Annotated in this window: 12 protein-coding genes; 1 reads left to right on the forward strand and 11 read right to left on the reverse strand. The window is 44.3% G+C overall.

The genetic code is table 11. From position 1 onward, the window contains the following. Nucleotides 1–7 precede the first annotated feature (7 nt). From BJP34_RS22810 to BJP34_RS22820, 3 genes are all read right to left on the reverse strand, one after another. On the reverse strand, nucleotides 8–1,477 hold the full coding sequence (locus BJP34_RS22810; protein ID WP_070394317.1) for a serine hydrolase: 1,470 nt from the start codon (nucleotides 1,475–1,477) through the stop codon (nucleotides 8–10). 232 nt (nucleotides 1,478–1,709) lie between these two features. Next, a complete protein-coding gene (locus BJP34_RS22815; RefSeq protein ID WP_070396833.1) occupies nucleotides 1,710–2,504 on the reverse strand; it encodes an RNA methyltransferase in 795 nt (264 codons plus the stop codon). 330 nt (nucleotides 2,505–2,834) lie between these two features. Continuing rightward, entirely contained in the window at nucleotides 2,835–4,112 is a 1,278-nt protein-coding gene (locus BJP34_RS22820; RefSeq protein ID WP_229423973.1) for a DUF6745 domain-containing protein, read from the reverse strand. A 628-nt stretch (nucleotides 4,113–4,740) separates the two neighbouring features. Here BJP34_RS22820 and BJP34_RS22825 point away from each other — a divergent pair. Continuing rightward, entirely contained in the window at nucleotides 4,741–6,387 is a 1,647-nt protein-coding gene (locus BJP34_RS22825) for an ABC transporter substrate-binding protein (RefSeq protein WP_070394318.1), read from the forward strand. Here BJP34_RS22825 and BJP34_RS22830 read toward each other — a convergent pair. The 8 genes from BJP34_RS22830 to BJP34_RS22865 all read right to left on the reverse strand — a co-directional run bounded on the left by BJP34_RS22830 (nucleotide 6,384) and on the right by BJP34_RS22865 (nucleotide 14,679). Beyond that, nucleotides 6,384–6,602, reverse strand: a complete 219-nt coding sequence (locus tag BJP34_RS22830) for a hypothetical protein (RefSeq protein WP_070394319.1) — start codon at nucleotides 6,600–6,602, stop codon at nucleotides 6,384–6,386. The genes BJP34_RS22825 and BJP34_RS22830 overlap by 4 nt on opposite strands. A gap of 171 nt (nucleotides 6,603–6,773) precedes the next feature. Continuing rightward, nucleotides 6,774–7,949, reverse strand: a complete 1,176-nt coding sequence (locus BJP34_RS22835; RefSeq protein WP_070394320.1) for a murein transglycosylase A — start codon at nucleotides 7,947–7,949, stop codon at nucleotides 6,774–6,776. Between the two features lie 54 nt (nucleotides 7,950–8,003). Then, nucleotides 8,004–8,255 (reverse strand): hypothetical protein, encoded by a 252-nt coding sequence (locus BJP34_RS22840; protein ID WP_070394321.1) that lies wholly within the window; start codon nucleotides 8,253–8,255, stop codon nucleotides 8,004–8,006. Nucleotides 8,256–8,413: 158 nt separating this feature from the next. Beyond that, nucleotides 8,414–9,184: a hypothetical protein gene (locus BJP34_RS22845; RefSeq protein WP_070394322.1), complete on the reverse strand. Its 771-nt coding sequence runs from the start codon at nucleotides 9,182–9,184 to the stop codon at nucleotides 8,414–8,416. Between the two features lie 60 nt (nucleotides 9,185–9,244). Then, on the reverse strand, nucleotides 9,245–9,622 hold the full coding sequence (locus tag BJP34_RS22850; protein WP_070394323.1) for a Mo-dependent nitrogenase C-terminal domain-containing protein: 378 nt from the start codon (nucleotides 9,620–9,622) through the stop codon (nucleotides 9,245–9,247). 892 nt (nucleotides 9,623–10,514) lie between these two features. Further along, a complete protein-coding gene (locus BJP34_RS22855) occupies nucleotides 10,515–12,275 on the reverse strand; it encodes a ribonuclease J (RefSeq protein WP_070394324.1) in 1,761 nt (586 codons plus the stop codon). 367 nt (nucleotides 12,276–12,642) lie between these two features. Beyond that, the gene (gene dapA, locus BJP34_RS22860; protein WP_070394325.1) at nucleotides 12,643–13,527 is read right to left on the reverse strand and encodes a 4-hydroxy-tetrahydrodipicolinate synthase; all 885 of its coding nucleotides are present in this window, start codon (nucleotides 13,525–13,527) and stop codon (nucleotides 12,643–12,645) included. 114 nt (nucleotides 13,528–13,641) lie between these two features. Further along, complete coding sequence (locus BJP34_RS22865; protein ID WP_070394326.1) at nucleotides 13,642–14,679, reverse strand: aspartate-semialdehyde dehydrogenase; 1,038 nt, start codon at nucleotides 14,677–14,679, stop codon at nucleotides 13,642–13,644. Nucleotides 14,680–15,196 lie beyond the last annotated feature (517 nt).

The raw sequence follows: 15,196 nt of genomic DNA on the forward strand, positions 1-15,196 counted from the left end.
GAAATGACTAATTATTAAAGTAGTCATAGGCTTGTCGAGAAATGGTGCGAATCAGTTTTTCGGCACTGGCATCATTAAAGGGGCGTTTGACCATTACGCTGATAATGTAACGCTTGCCGTTGGGCATTTTTACTAAACCTACATCGGCCAGAAGTCGGCCAAGGGTGCCAGTTTTATGGGCAATGGTGGCACCATTACCTAGTCCTTGGGGTAATAGTGTGTTGGTCTTAGTTTGGATCATAATATTGATCAGGTCAGTACGAGATTGGGGAGAAATCCACTTACCTTGCTCAAGGTGAAAAATCAAACTAGCCAGTTCTCTTGGGCTAGTGGTGTTTGTTCCTGGCAAATCTGGTAGGGGGTTGCGCAGTACAGTTTTTTTCAACCCCCAAGAGCGGAATCGTTGATTGAGAACTTCGATGCCACCAAGACGTTCAATCAGCATATTCGTAGCCGTGTTATCACTAATGGTTATCATTTTGTTGGCTACTTCCAGAGCTTTGTACTGTTTGCCTGGTTTTTGATATTGCATGTTTCCAGAACCACCAGCAATCATCTCTGGTTTCATGGTTATATATTCATCTAAGAAAACTTTGCCTGCATCTACATCCTGAAAGAAAGCAATTAGAATTGGTAACTTAATGGTGCTAGCAGCAGGAAAAATCAGACGGCTATTTGATTCTAGGAAAGCACCGGTATCGAGATCATGGATGAAGATTCCGGGTTGCAATTGGGGGTGTTGCTTTACTAGAGTTTGAATTTGTTTTTGTAAGGGAGATTTGTTGAGCAGCAGGGGTTTCAATTGAGAACTAATTGTCTGACTCAAAGTCTGCTGGACTTCAATGGGAGCATTGTCTGTGGTTTTGGTAGATGGTTGGCTAGCAGTACCCAAGCTCGATAATACGGTACCTGCGATCGCTCCGAGACCAATTCCCACAATCAGCAAACGGATAATCAAAATCCATAGCCTGGTAGAGGAGTTTTCGGAACGGCGCTCTCGGCGAGTTCTCCGAATTTGTACAGATTGGTGATTGGGGGTTGGGAGGGGTAGTCTAGCTTTTAGTTGGCTTGTTTTGGAGGATTTAGGGGAGAAATCAGCAACTAATTGTGGCTGAGGACGTTGCCGAATTGGATTACGAGAATTGGTTATGGTGGGCAAGGATGAGGATGCTGATGTAGCAAAGGGATTGAGTCTTCTACGAAGGTTTGGTAACTGGGGTGTTCGGTATGCTACCCTTAGCTGGGATTGACTGGAGCGAATTGCAGAAGGGTTTGGTGAACGGGATAGACGAGCACGGGTACGGGGGGTAGGTGGCGGAGTTGACCGAGATTTATGTGATTTTGCGGATGAGCTTTGGCGGCGCGCTTTCTGTTTTGGTTGGGATTTGGAGGGTTTAATGTCCTTAGCTTGTGGCTGTTTACTAAGGTGGCGACGCGGGCGGCGGCGGGAGGAGGTTGGTTTCTGTTGTTTTTCCACTGCTGAATCTTAGGCTGAGGTTTACCAGATACATAAAACCCGAAACAATCTGCTAGTTCTCGGAATTTTCTGAGTATGGTCTAATGATAAGGGAGAGAACTTTAATGGATGTAGCGCTATCAAGCTTCCCTTTCAGTTTTTCTTGAGTGTTCCGATTACAGAGTTTTGATCTAGTACCAACAGTTGAAGCCCCCATCTATCAAACCTCCAATACAACCTATGCAAGCCTATTTTAGGACTGGTTTGGTTTTGATGGATCATCTACCCCAGACTTTGGCAAAAATTGTAGGGCCCATTCTACCTGGCGGAGCATTCCTCTGAGCATGTTGATCTCTTCTGTGGTGGGGGTTGCTCGGTTTAATAGACGTCGCAGCTTTTCCATTCGTGCTGTTTTGGTATGGGGATAAAGATAACCAATTTTCAATAATAGGGCTTCTAGATGGTTAGAGTAGCGTTCTATCTGGTCTAAAGGAGCAGAATCTTGGTAGGGGGGAGCGGGGGATAAGGGTTGACTTGGGACCGGTGATGGCTGGTGTGTACTTTGATAAAGTTGATATTGATAAAGTTCATAACAGCAAACTGTTACGGCTTGGGCTAGGTTTAAGACTGGATAGGTGGAACTAGTGGGAATCCGGACAAACCGCTGAGCATGATTGAGTTCATCATTGCTCAATCCCCTAGATTCAGGGCCAAAAATCAGGGCAGAGGTTACGCCAGCTGACAATAACCAGGGTAAGGCGGTTCTGGGATGTTCGAGAGTAGTGGGGATGGCGCGGCTACGAGCAGTGGTTGCGATCGCTCTTTGACACCCGACTAAGGCATCTGGTATGGTTGCTACGACTTGGGCTTTTTCTAAGATATCTACCCCGTGCACTGCCATCTGCTGTGCTTCTTGGCTGAGATGGTCACACTGAGGATTCACTAGCACCAGCTGGGATAACCCCATATTTTTGATCACTCGCGCTACAGAACCCACATTCAATGGACCAGCGGGTTCTACTAAAACAATCCTGACTCCCATATACATTTTCAAGGTTGAAGGTTGTTCTTGCCCAGGCGTGCCTTGTCGGGTAGCTTGAAGGTCACCCTTCCAGCACAAAACAGTTGCACCATTTCTGCAAGTTCAGGACTTAGGCAAAACTGGGCCACAAAGGCGCTGATCGTTTAGGATGCATTATTAAGGCACCCTACAGCTAGAGTCGCTGCTTAAGTGCTGCTTCCTCTTTTCCCTGCTCATAGGGAAGCGATGCAGCGCCGACCTGCGGGGGTTTCCCCCACTCGCGCTTTGCATCAAGACATGGTGCTATCTTTGAAGGCAACTTTGGTATTAACCACTTGATATTAACCTGAATTGGACTCAAGTCTGGACTAAAAATTCCTCTGGATCAGTATTCCAATTTACCCAGCGAATTGCCTCACGGGCTGATTCTACATGAGGCGGCACTCGTATAATGTGAACAAAGTTGGTGCTAGGACAAGTCATCTTGAGTAGAAAAATTGGCTCGATATCGATATCGTTATTAATTTTTAATAGGGTGTATTCTTGCCAGGAATCCAATCGCTGTGCTTCTAGCTCTTGGCAAATTCGGGCGTAACCAATTCCTTCAATGAGGACTCGCCTAAGTTCAGCGTTGGGTTCTTCTAAAAGCCACCCAGCTTGCCACTGCTTCGGGTTGAGTGTCCCGTATTTTTCTGGTAGTGTCACGCCGTGATAGGAGTATAAGCTGAAACCATCAGCAAATTCCATGGCTGGCTGTCCTTCTCTATGAAGGCGGTGTTGAGTGTCAAATGAGAGCTTGGTTGGGCGATCGCAAACGAAGCAGATGTTTTCAAATGGAAACATCCAACTGCAGTGTTTGACTAGTGATTGGAATATTTCCCATGTGGTTTGATGGTGAGGGCAATTTAAGACGGAAATATAAAAGTCAAAGCGACTACTGTAAATACTCCAGTATAAGGGTGACATGAATAGTCTCAATTCAGTCCCCAGTTGTTCAAGTACTTGCAAGCCAATTCGAATTCGCTGTTGGCTAACTGTTGAGGTATCTAGTTCATATAACAATTGGTTTTGCAATTGCCTGTGTAGTTGGGTTCCCATGGAAGTGTCCAAGGGTTGCCACAGTTTCTCTTCAAGTTGACGGCTAATCCGTTTAATGTTCAGCTTCCGCCCGAGTTGGTAGAGTAGCTCTTGTTGGAGTTCTTTGCCGAGTTGGGTGTTGAGATGTTGCCGTAGTTGACTGATTAATTGACTTTCTAGTCGTGGCTGGAGTTGACTCTTTAATTGGCTGTCAATGTGTTGCTGGAGTTGGTTCAGGATAATTTTAAAAAAACCATAAGGGCTATCACAAAAAACAATATCTGGTACTGGTTTGCCAATGGCTGTATAGGCAGCGTTTACGGCTACTGTTGCTTCGTGACGATCAATAGCTCCAGTCAATAAAGATAAGTTGTGCCATTTTTCTTTATAAAATGAAATTAAAGTCTCTTGCTCTGGGGTAAGATGTTTTATGTTGGGTTGCCACATATCGCCATACCTGTGTTTGATATTCCCATTAAATCCCGATTTGACAATAGTGCTGAGTGCTGAGTGCTGAGTGCTGAGTGCTGAGTTTAGTAAGTGGGGAAGTGTTTTCATCCAACGCTAGTTAGCTACGAGTTATGGGATCTAATTAGTTATTCAGGTTAAGCTGGGTGTTTTTATACGAAATTAGTTTTTTTGTAACAATTCTTAAGAAATTAGGTAAGCTGTCAGGTAATGCGCTACTTGAGATGCTACTTGAGGTGCTATCAGCTATCAGCTTGTGTTTGACTACTTAGGATGGAGGATTAACTAATATGGCTCTTCGGTACCTGTTATACTAAAGTGTTAAATTCAATTAAATCAACCTACTAGGTTATATATAGCGTTTCTAGGACTCATGAGGTACACATTATTTTTTACCTCTTCCCTCTTCCCTTTTCCCTCTTACCTGCTCCGTTCGCGCCCCGCGTGGCCAACGGCCTCAGTCCCTGCTCCGAACGCGCCCCGCGTGGCCAACGGCCTCAGTCCCTAAAAACCAGAAATTTGTACCTCACAAGTCGTATAATTGCTATAGCTTTTATATTTTGATAATTTATTTTTTATGCTAAATTAGCATACTAATTACGGAAGAACCCCCCTCTCAATCAATCATCCCTGTATTCTACAACGCTATATTTTTGGCAAGGGATTATAAGATAGCTACGATAATAAATTACTCGTCGCTAATCACAATTACCTAAGCATGAACTGGTTTCCCCTATCCCGCAAACACTGGTCAACTACCAAATTCCTAGGTTTATTCCTCTGTAGCTGCTTCCTAATTATTAGTTGTGGTGGTTCTCCCAACAATCAACAGACAGGTTCCTCAAGCACCAGTAACAGTAATAGACTCACCATCGGTACTACCCTAAAACCCAGAACTCTCGATCCAGCCGATGCCTACGAACTAGCAGCTAGTAACATCCATTACAGCTTAGGCGATCGCCTTTATACCTACAAGCTGGGTACCTCAGAATTAGTGCCACAACTGGCAACTGCTATGCCTACCATCAGCAAGGATGGCTTAACTTACACCATTCCCCTACGCCAAGGTGTAGTGTTCCATGATAACACCCCATTTAACGCTGAAGCCATGGCATTTTCCTTGCGTCGGTTTATCGAAAATGGTGGCAAGCCCTCTTCTCTACTGGAAGGTTTGGTAGATTCGATTGAACCCTCTGGAGAGTACAAACTCACGATTAAACTCAAAAATCCCTTCGCTGCCTTTCCAGCACTGTTAGCTTTCTCTGGAACCTGTGCTGTTTCCCCCAATGCCTATGAAATTGGTAGTGGTAAATTTGAACCGACCAAATTTGTAGGCACTGGTCCGTATAAACTAGTCAAGTTTAGTCCTAATGGGATTCGCCTAGATGTGTTTGAAGACTATTGGGGGAAAAAACCCCTCAATCAGGGATTAAACGTTCAAATCCTCACCAATTCCGCTAATTTATTCAATTCCATCAAAACTGGTGCTGTAGACATTGGTTATCAAAGTTTAGATCCCGATCAAATCCTCAGTTTGCAAAAAGGAGCAGCGTCTGGCGGTTGGCAAGTCATAGAATCTCCCAGCAATAATATTAACTACATGGTGCTCAATACTCAGATGGCACCGTTGGATAAACCAGAAGTCAGACAAGCGATCGCTGCCATTGTTAATCGTAACCTGATCAACGAGCGGGTGCTAAGAAACCAAGCTGCACCAGCTTTTAGTATCATTCCCACTAGCTTTGATGTTTCCAAGCCAACCTTTAAAGACGCCTACGGTGACGGTAATATTGCCAAAGCCAAAGAACTGCTAGCCAAAGTGGGATTTACTAAAGACAATCCGTTGAAATTCGAAATTTGGTATTCCTCAGGTTCAGCAACCCGGCAACAACTTGCCAGTCTTCTCAAAGAATATGCTGCCCAGGAACTTGGGGGGATTGTGGAAATCCAGCCCCAAACTGTGGAGTCAGCGAATTTCTTTGGCAATCTAGGTAAGGGAGTTTATCAGAGTGCCTTAGTCGATTGGTATCCTGACTTTTCTGACCCCGATAACTTTATTCAGCCTTTAGTTAGTTGTACTAAAGGTTCCCTTGGGAAAGGGTGTGAAGCTGGAGCCAGTCGCTCTCAGGGGTCATTTTATTATAGCGATCGCATGAATCAACTGATTCAGCAACAGCGTCGGGAATCAGATCCAGCCGCTCGAAAGCAGATTTTTGCGGAGATTCAACAACTGCTGGCAAAGGATGTACCCTTAATACCCTTATGGCAACCAAAGGAATATGCTTTTGCCCAGTCAGGGTTAAAGAATGTCCAGTTAGACCCAATTCAACAATTGCCACTGTGGGAGATTGATAAGGGAAATTAGGTTAACGGGCTGCCCCCGTGCTTTAAGCCGGGGGAAAGTTCACCCCCCCAAAGTTCTACTTCTGTTGGATTGACAAAATCTTCATTAACTGGTAGGTTTTGGTTAAAAGCAATATTAATAGGAATAAAGCCAAGTACAAAAGAACTGAAAAACATCACAGCAACCACATCAAGCTGACTGAAATAATTTTGGTTTGACCCTTGAGAACCACTCATATTGACCTACCTCGTTTTTTTAGCCTTTATTCTCAGTTTCAACGGGTAATGTAGGCGATCAGGTGTGTTTTAGAGTAAATTTTTATGTATAATTTTATGTATAGTTTGATAGTTAAAGTTTTTTTTAATAGTTCAAGTTTATAGTTAAAGCTTGAGCACTATTTTGTGGTCTTAATTTTTAAGCAACAAATAGTACAACTCTCCTGTATCATTAATCAGCCCTGCCCGATTACCTGCCAATTTACCAGTACCCATAAATATATCCACTCGACCCGGCCCTTTAATCGCACTGCCCGTATCCTGATCCAACACATAGCGACTGACCAGCCTAGATTCCAACTGACCCACAGCATTGGGATAAGGAATACTAGTCTGGATAAGAGCCAAGGCTCCTGGAGGCATGATAGATTTATCGGTAGCAATCGAGCGCTCAGCCATTACTGGCAAACCAAGACTACCGGTAGCAGGTGCTCCCCTGGTTTCCCGAAAGAACACAAAACTTTTATTGCGGGGTAAATATTGACTCAGTTCCGTCGGTGAAGTGCGGAAATAATCGATCACCGCAGGCAGGGTCAGTCCTTCTAGCTCCATCTTGCCATCGTTAACCAGTTGTCGCCCAATACTAGTGTAGGGATGACTCGTCTTACCAGCGTAGCCCACGCTCATCAAGGTGCCATCCGGCATTCTAACTCGCGCTGAACCCTGAACGTGAACCAAAAACGCCTCTAAGCGATCACGTAACCAAACTAGTTCTTTCCCTCGTAGTGGGCTATTTTTCCCTAAACCATCCCATCCTTCCAATGCCGCACGGGTTGGGTGAGGTTTTTGCCAACGTTGGAAATCAGAGGGTAGTCCATAAAGGGGATAGCGATACTCAGCACTAGGTGTGCGACTCCCAGCATACACTGGCTCAAAATAACCCGTGAACCCAACAGTTCCCTGATTGTCCTTCCCCACACTCTTGTAAAAGACAAACTCTTGTTGGATGGCAGCTTGCAACGCTTGAGGAGTAGGGGAATTGATCAGCAGTTGGCGGAAACGGACTAGAGAACGGCGGACGCGATCGCGAGTTACTCCTGGTACGGAATAGTTTTGGTAAGCCTTAGCAGCACTAGGGGTTTTCAGATAACGCAAGCTATTGTCTATCGCCCTCAACATCACTCGCCAGTCCCCTGACTGAGCACCAGGACGCTTCCACAGCTGTTCATCTAAACCCAATGGATCCTGATTGAACTGAACAGTCTCTAGTTGAACCGCTTGCAGCGGAACACTAGCAACTGCAGCACCACTAATCGGTAGGAGGGCTATTCCTATGGTCAGGGAAATCCGAGTTAGAGTTTTTCTCATACTTGCCAAGAATTCAATCACCAGCTATTGCCCAGTCAAAGCAGTGAAGCTGTATTAAAAACGTTCGACGCTACCAGAGAAAATAGGTTCCACCCGGATAGCAGTGATACAAGCAGGACGTACTACCATGTACTCCCCTTGGATATTTTTAATGGGTACCTTAATGAACTCTTTAGAGTCATTTTTGGGAACGACTGTGCCACTGTACCACTTTTGAAAGTCTTGAATTGTGGGAAACCGTACTTCTTCCCGGTGACCACTTGACAAAAGAATGTAAACAGCGTACTCGTCTGGGGTTCTTGGCATAGAAAATTCTCCTTAATCCATCCCAACTATTATCAGCGACCTTGAAGGGGAAGGCAAAAAGTCAAAGGACAAAGGTCAAAGGGATTCCCAATACACTAAATCCCATGAAACGTCCTTTGTCCTTTATCCATCAGTCTTGCTTGACATCCACAGACTACTTAGATTGATAAATTAAACCGTTTTAGCAAATTTTCCATCACCGTTGGCAACATTTGGCGCAGTTCCTGTGGACTTTGGTAGATCAGCTGCTGGTAGCTAGGCAGATCAAAAGGAAACTGTCCTGGTAAATCTGGTCGTTCCATCTTCACTAGCAAAATCTGTTCCGTCGGCTTAGCCGTCAAAGCGTAGCCGATTTCCACACAAACATAGGGACTAGGAATCAGTAACGGTTTGTTTTCCGTTGCTAGACCAGCCACCGGAGTGCCATCAGCAATGAATACGAGACTTTTGCGGATTTTGCGCATCTGGGTACTACCCAGGCGCATTGGTTCACCAATTGGGCGTCGGGATTCTTCTAGGGTTAGGGGTAAACGCGATCGCTGATTAAAGGTGTCTAGGGTATCTGACAGGGTGCTACGCAAAGCCTCACTAGAGGCACTGTATTCGTTCTGGTAACTCACAAAGATTATTGGCGACAGTTGCGCCATTACCTCTCGCTTCGTGAAGTAAATCTCGTGAGAAATCAAGTCAATATTGGAAATAGCATAGCCCCCACTACCTTCTATGTAGAACTCGACTGTTTCCCCTGCTAGGTAACGCTTAAACCATTCAGAGTTTTTCACATCCTGGCTATCATCCAAAAAATCTGCTCTTAAGCCTGACTTAAGCAAACTATTTTTGCTCAAACGCAGGTCATGGTGGCGTTTCTCCAATTCTTTGATGGGTTCGTACTTTTGGAGATACCAGGCTTTTAGGGCAATAATGGCCATGATGTTTTCTAATAGGCACGGTTTCCCGACGCCTGCAGCTAAAATTCTCGTTTCGGAATTTTAGCAGTAACAGGTGATATCTTCACCACATTCATCGGCCAGATAAGACAGTGCTCGGAAGCGCAGGGCTACCACTTCATCATAGACAGGATTGAGTTTACACAATGGTGGAATCCGAAGTAGAGTGCGATTGAACAGTTTAATCTGCCGTTCAAAAGGACACTGGGCTGGAATTAGTCGGCAGAGACGGTGGGCTAATTTGGGGTTATCAACCTCAATTTGGTTCAGCCACTGCCGTAATGACTCCAGCAGATCAAAAGTCTTCCTGGTCTTGCCGAGTAAAGCAGGAATTGTAATCTTGGAGGAATCTGTTCCTGGGTTAATCCAAACCCGACTTGTAATGATTAGCTTACTTATTGTATAATCAGATACACTCATGTCTTTTACCTGTGATACTACTAGTAGGCGGTAATCGAGTCGCCTGTAATATAACTACACAAGATATCTTTCTCATACCGGATTGACAGAGGATCATTTTTATGTATATCTTGCCAGAGCAAGATAACACCCCCCCTCTGTCTGAGGAGAGCCGATCTTGATGGTTATTACAGGCATACCGCCTTTTTTTTGTCCTTACCCTATCACTATTGGAATAGGGTCTTTTCGCCGCTGGATATCAGCAGCTGATCTTAAAATCGAATTAAATATATATAGTCAATCGACACAAACATGACTAGGTTAGGAAAAATCCTATAGATAGCAGTTAGTGTAAACCAGGTAAGCTAATACCCATTTACGCTACTCAATTGGAGCCATTGGTGCGCGATAGTTCCGAGGGACATAAACTGAGCTTTTGGTTTAGTACTCCAGCGTCAGCTCCTTCGCTACAGGGGCATCAGAGCTGATAGCTGGCAAGGGCAGCTTTTCAAGTAGCGCGCTTAAAACATAGTTGACTGTTAAGGGTTAAGCATCAACTGCCAAAAAGCTGTGACCAATTCGAATAGATCAGTTTAGTGTGTACTAGCTTATCTGTGAAACTAGCTTATCTGTGTAATTAACTGCATCTACTGATATGCTGCCAAGATCCGTAAGGACCAAGCTTGGTCAGTCTTACGGAACTTTGGCAATTTGGCAATAGGGATTGAGTAATCACACTGATTAGAATAACTCATCATTGCTATTAGAATAACTCATCAGTGGCTCTAATGTCATAAAAAAAAAGACTGACTTCAACATTTAGTTGTTTCTGAGTGTTGAAGTCAGTCTTTTTGGGAATTAAGGACGAAAATAAGGGAAAAAGGACGCCAACGGCGAACCTTTACCCTTCTGCTTATGATGCCACCTTGGCAGTAGAGCGCCGACGTCGTGTACCTGTGACCTTAACTGGTGGTTCCTCTGGGGTTTGCAGCAAGAACACCACCAACGGACGACTCCTGAGTTCCCGGCGAGCTAAACGCTGGAGGTCAGCTTGAATTTGCTTTTGCAAGCCTTCCCAATCAATTTCCGTCGGTTTGCCTGTCAAGGATTTATCAAAATCTGACCAGCGATCGCTTAATGTCCGTTCAATTCTTTTGATCACCAACTGTTGCAGGAGGGATGTTTCTAACGGTGAGACCACACCCCGCAGATGAATTTCTGGCTTGGCAAGGAGTTTGCCATCCCAACTGATTGCTGCAGCTACAGTCACTACTCCATCTCCAGCCAACTGCTGACGTTCTTTCAAAACATTGTCATGAACAATACCAGTGCGGTCTACCAGTTCAATACCTGAGGGGACGTTACCTGTAATACTAATGCTGTCCTCAGATAACTCCACCACATCCCCATTGTCGGTAATCACAGTATTTTCCACAGGGATACCCATACTATGAGCCATCTTGGCATGTTGAACTAGCATCCGATGTTCACCATGCACCGGCATAAAGAATTTTGGTCGTGTTAGAGCCAACATCAGTTTATGGTCTTCCTGAGCACCGTGACCAGAAACATGAATGCCATGCTTACGACCATACACAACATTGGCTCCCAGCTTCATTAACCGATCAATGGTATTCACCACCGCAATTGTATTACCAGGAATGGGGTTGGCAGAGAAGACCACTGTGTCCCCTGCTTGGATTTGAATTTCCCGGTGTTCCCCTTTAGAAATACGAGTCATTGCGGCTAGCGGTTCACCTTGAGAACCCGTTGTCAGAATCAGAATTTTTTCTGGTGCTATATTTTTAACGGCTTTTAACGGCTCAAACAAGTTATCTGGGCATTTAATGTAACCCAGGGTACGAGCGTGGGCAATCACATTCAGCATGGAACGACCCACAATAGCCACCTTCCGGTTTTGTTTTTGGGCGATATCCAGGACTATACTTATCCGGTGAACTGAGGAGGCAAAGGTAGTCACTAGGACTCGTCCTGGTGCTTGGGCAATGGCCCGTTCTAGATTCGGATAAACCGAACGTTCAGATGGAGTATGTCCGGGAACTTCGGCGTTAGTCGAGTCACTCATCAAGCACAAGACCCCTTTTTCCCCATGTTCCGCTAGTCTTTGGAAATCGAAGAATTCTCCATCCACAGGGGTATGGTCAACTTTGAAATCACCTGTATGGATAATCACACCCACTGGCGTATGAATGGCAATGGTAAAGCTATCAGCAATCGAGTGAGTGTTGCGCATAAATTCTACAAGGAATGAAGAACCGATACGTACCGTTTCACGGGGCATTACACGTTTCAATTCCGTGTGGTCAGCTACACCAGCTTCTTCTAGCTTGCCTTGAAGTAATGCCATGGCTAAGCGGGGTCCATAAATCACGGGAATATCAAACTGCTTTAAATGATAGGGAATGCCACCAATATGGTCTTCATGACCGTGAGTGACAATCATGCCCTTGATTTTGTGATGATTTTCCCGTAGATAGGTCATATCGGGGAGGACGATATTAATTCCATGCATCTCATCATTAGGGAAGCCAATCCCAGCATCTAAGAGCAGGATTTCGTCATTGAATTCAAAAACACAAGTGTTCTTGCCAATTTCATGGAGTCCGCCTAGGGGAATAATTTTTAAAGCTGGTTTAGATGTTTGCTTAGTCATTTTAATCCTCGGTTTTTTCAGGCTAGTAAAAATTTAAACAAATGATACCAATTACCTTTTTAATATAGATATCAATCACACATATAAAGCCATCAATGATGGTGAGCTTTTTATGATAAAATCATTAGTAGCAAATAAACGTGAAAATAATAGGAAATAAAATAATAGAAATTAAAATAATAGAAAAAAATTAGGGATAAAGGAAGCCCAACTTAAATCAACTACTAATAGCTCGCTAATCTACCTCAAAATCCCTAATATAGTCTTCCCTAAGCACTCATTCATTTTTTCTACCTTACAAAGCGAAGATAGATCTGATGAAATAGATCTGATGAAAGGTAATTGGTACAAAAAAATGAGTACTGATTTAAATTAAATCCAGCTCAATTAGAACCTCCTTTAAACGGGATTTTAATTCAGAGGGTAGCTCGCAAAGCGGTGAGCGAAAACTACCCACCTGCCAACCTTGAAGTTCTAGTGCTGTTTTGATCGGGATAGGATTGGTAGTACAAAAGAGTACTTTAAATAAGGGAAAAAGCTTGAGGTGAATAAGAGTCGCCTCGGTAGTTTTCCCATCCTCAAAAGCTTGAATCATCTGTTGGATTTGGGAACCAACCAGATGACTGGCTACGCTAACTACACCTGATCCTCCTAGTGCCAGGGTGGCTAGGGTAAAGGAGTCATCGCCAGAATAGATGGCAAAATCCGGTGGGGTTAAACGCCTAATTTGACTAGTCTGTTCGAAGTCGCTACTAGCCTCTTTGACAGCTACGATATTAGGAATTTGGGCTAAACGAGCAATCGTCTCCGGTTGGAGATTTTGTCCTGTGCGACCCGGTACATTGTAGAGCATCAGGGGAAAGTCAGGACTCGATTTTGCGATCGCTTGGAAATGTTGGTATAGTCCTGACTGTGGGGGCTTATTGTAATACGGTACAACTTGTAATGATCCATCTAACCCTAGTTTAGCAGCTTTTTCAGTAGCAGCGATCGCTTCTTCTGTAGAATTTGAACCCGTTCCAGCAATTACCTTGGCTTTACCTGCAACTGCTTTTTGGACTACTTGGAATAGCTGGTACTCTTCATCCCAGGTAAGGGTAGGAGACTCCCCAGTGGTGCCGCATACCACCAAAGTATCTGTCCCATTGTCAACCAAATGAGCTGCTAAGTGCTCTGCCACAGCATAATTGACGCTGCTATCTTCCCTTAACGGCGTAATCATCGCCGTTAGCACACGTCCAAAATTGACCACCCTTTTCTAACTCCTCATTAATTATTGGTCATTGCTCATTAGCCATTATTCATTAGTCATTGCTCTTTGGTAAAGCTTGCTGTTCCAGAATACTTTTTGCGCTTCTAAAAAGGACTAAGGACTTGGGACTAAGGTCTTTAGCCAATTTTTGGCTACCAATAACTCAGCAATTTGCACTGCATTCAACGCAGCACCCTTACGAATCTGGTCTCCACTCAACCAAATTTCTAGACCACAAGGGTGAGAAAGGTCTTGTCGAATCCTACCCACTAGTACTTCGTCATTACCGGACGCATCAATAGGCATAGGGAAGTAGTTCCCCTGCCAATCTTCCACTAGTTTTACTCCAGGGGCAGTGGCTAATACTTCTCTTGCCTGAGCTACTGGCATAGGTTGGTCGAATTCTAGGTTAACTGCTTCTGAGTGAGCACGCAGTACGGGAACCCGTACACAGGTAGCACTAATTTTTAACTGTGGAGCATTAAATATTTTGCGGGTTTCATGGACCATCTTCATTTCTTCCTGGCAGTACCCCTGCTCATTTAAGGGGGAGTTGTGGGGGAACAAGTTAAATGCCAGAGGATAAGGAAAGCTTTCTGTTGGTGGCGTTTCTCCTTTCAAAATTGCCTGAGTCTGTAATTTTAATTCTTCCATTGCTTTCATTCCAGCACCACTAGCGGATTGATAAGTAGCTACCACTATGCGTTTTACTGGCTGTACCTGATGTAATGGCCATACTGCCATACCCATTAAAATCGTAGTGCAATTGGGATTGGCAATAATTCCTTGATGATTTGCCGCTGCCTCTGGATTGATTTCCGGAATCACTAGAGGTACTTGTGGATCCATCCGAAAGGCACTGGAGTTATCAATGACCACTGCACCACTTTCTACAGCAATAGCTGCCCAAGCTTTCGACGTTGCCCCCCCAGCTGATGCTAAGACCAAATCTACCTGATCAAAAGAGTGCTCTCCCACCGCTTCGACTCGTAACTTTTCTCCCTCAAAGGGGATGACACGACCAGCAGAGCGGGGTGAGGCTAACAGCTTAAGGTCAGCCAGTGGGAAGTTTCGGCTTTGCAAGAGTAACCGTAGTTCTTCACCTACAGCACCAGTTGCGCCTAAGATGGCAACGCGAACTTGACTAGACAAATGACTTTCCTCCACTCATTCAATTCAACATACTTAATGTTTTAATAATTTAATCAGTGCATTCTTTAAGAGTATCTAAATTTTTTTTCCCTTACTAGGTATTTCACCTCTGATAACGCTTCGGTCTAGCAGGGTAAGCGCCATCACCATTGAGCCAAAATGTGATATATGGCAAGGATTATGACCAGAATAAGCCTTGATTATCATTACTATTGCACTTTTTTATCAATATTGTTGATAATAATGCCTCCTTATTGATTCTTGCCCTCACCCTGTTCGCTATAGCCCCTTGGCGTCTTAATAAAATGCCTGGAATGCCCACATATTAATAAACTTATCAATTAGATCGAGTGTAATCACTTACACTGCCCTATTAAGCCCAGGCCAGAGTCATCGACTGGCGTGTTAGGTAGACTTGAAAAGCTCTGATCGACTAAGAGCTTGCTTAAAGGCTGCAGTAACTACCTATATATAGTTTTCTCTACTGCCAGAAAGAAACTGGTAGATGTGCTTAACG

The organism is Moorena producens PAL-8-15-08-1 (assembly GCF_001767235.1).
Classification (GTDB): Bacteria; Cyanobacteriota; Cyanobacteriia; order Cyanobacteriales; family Coleofasciculaceae; genus Moorena; species Moorena producens_A.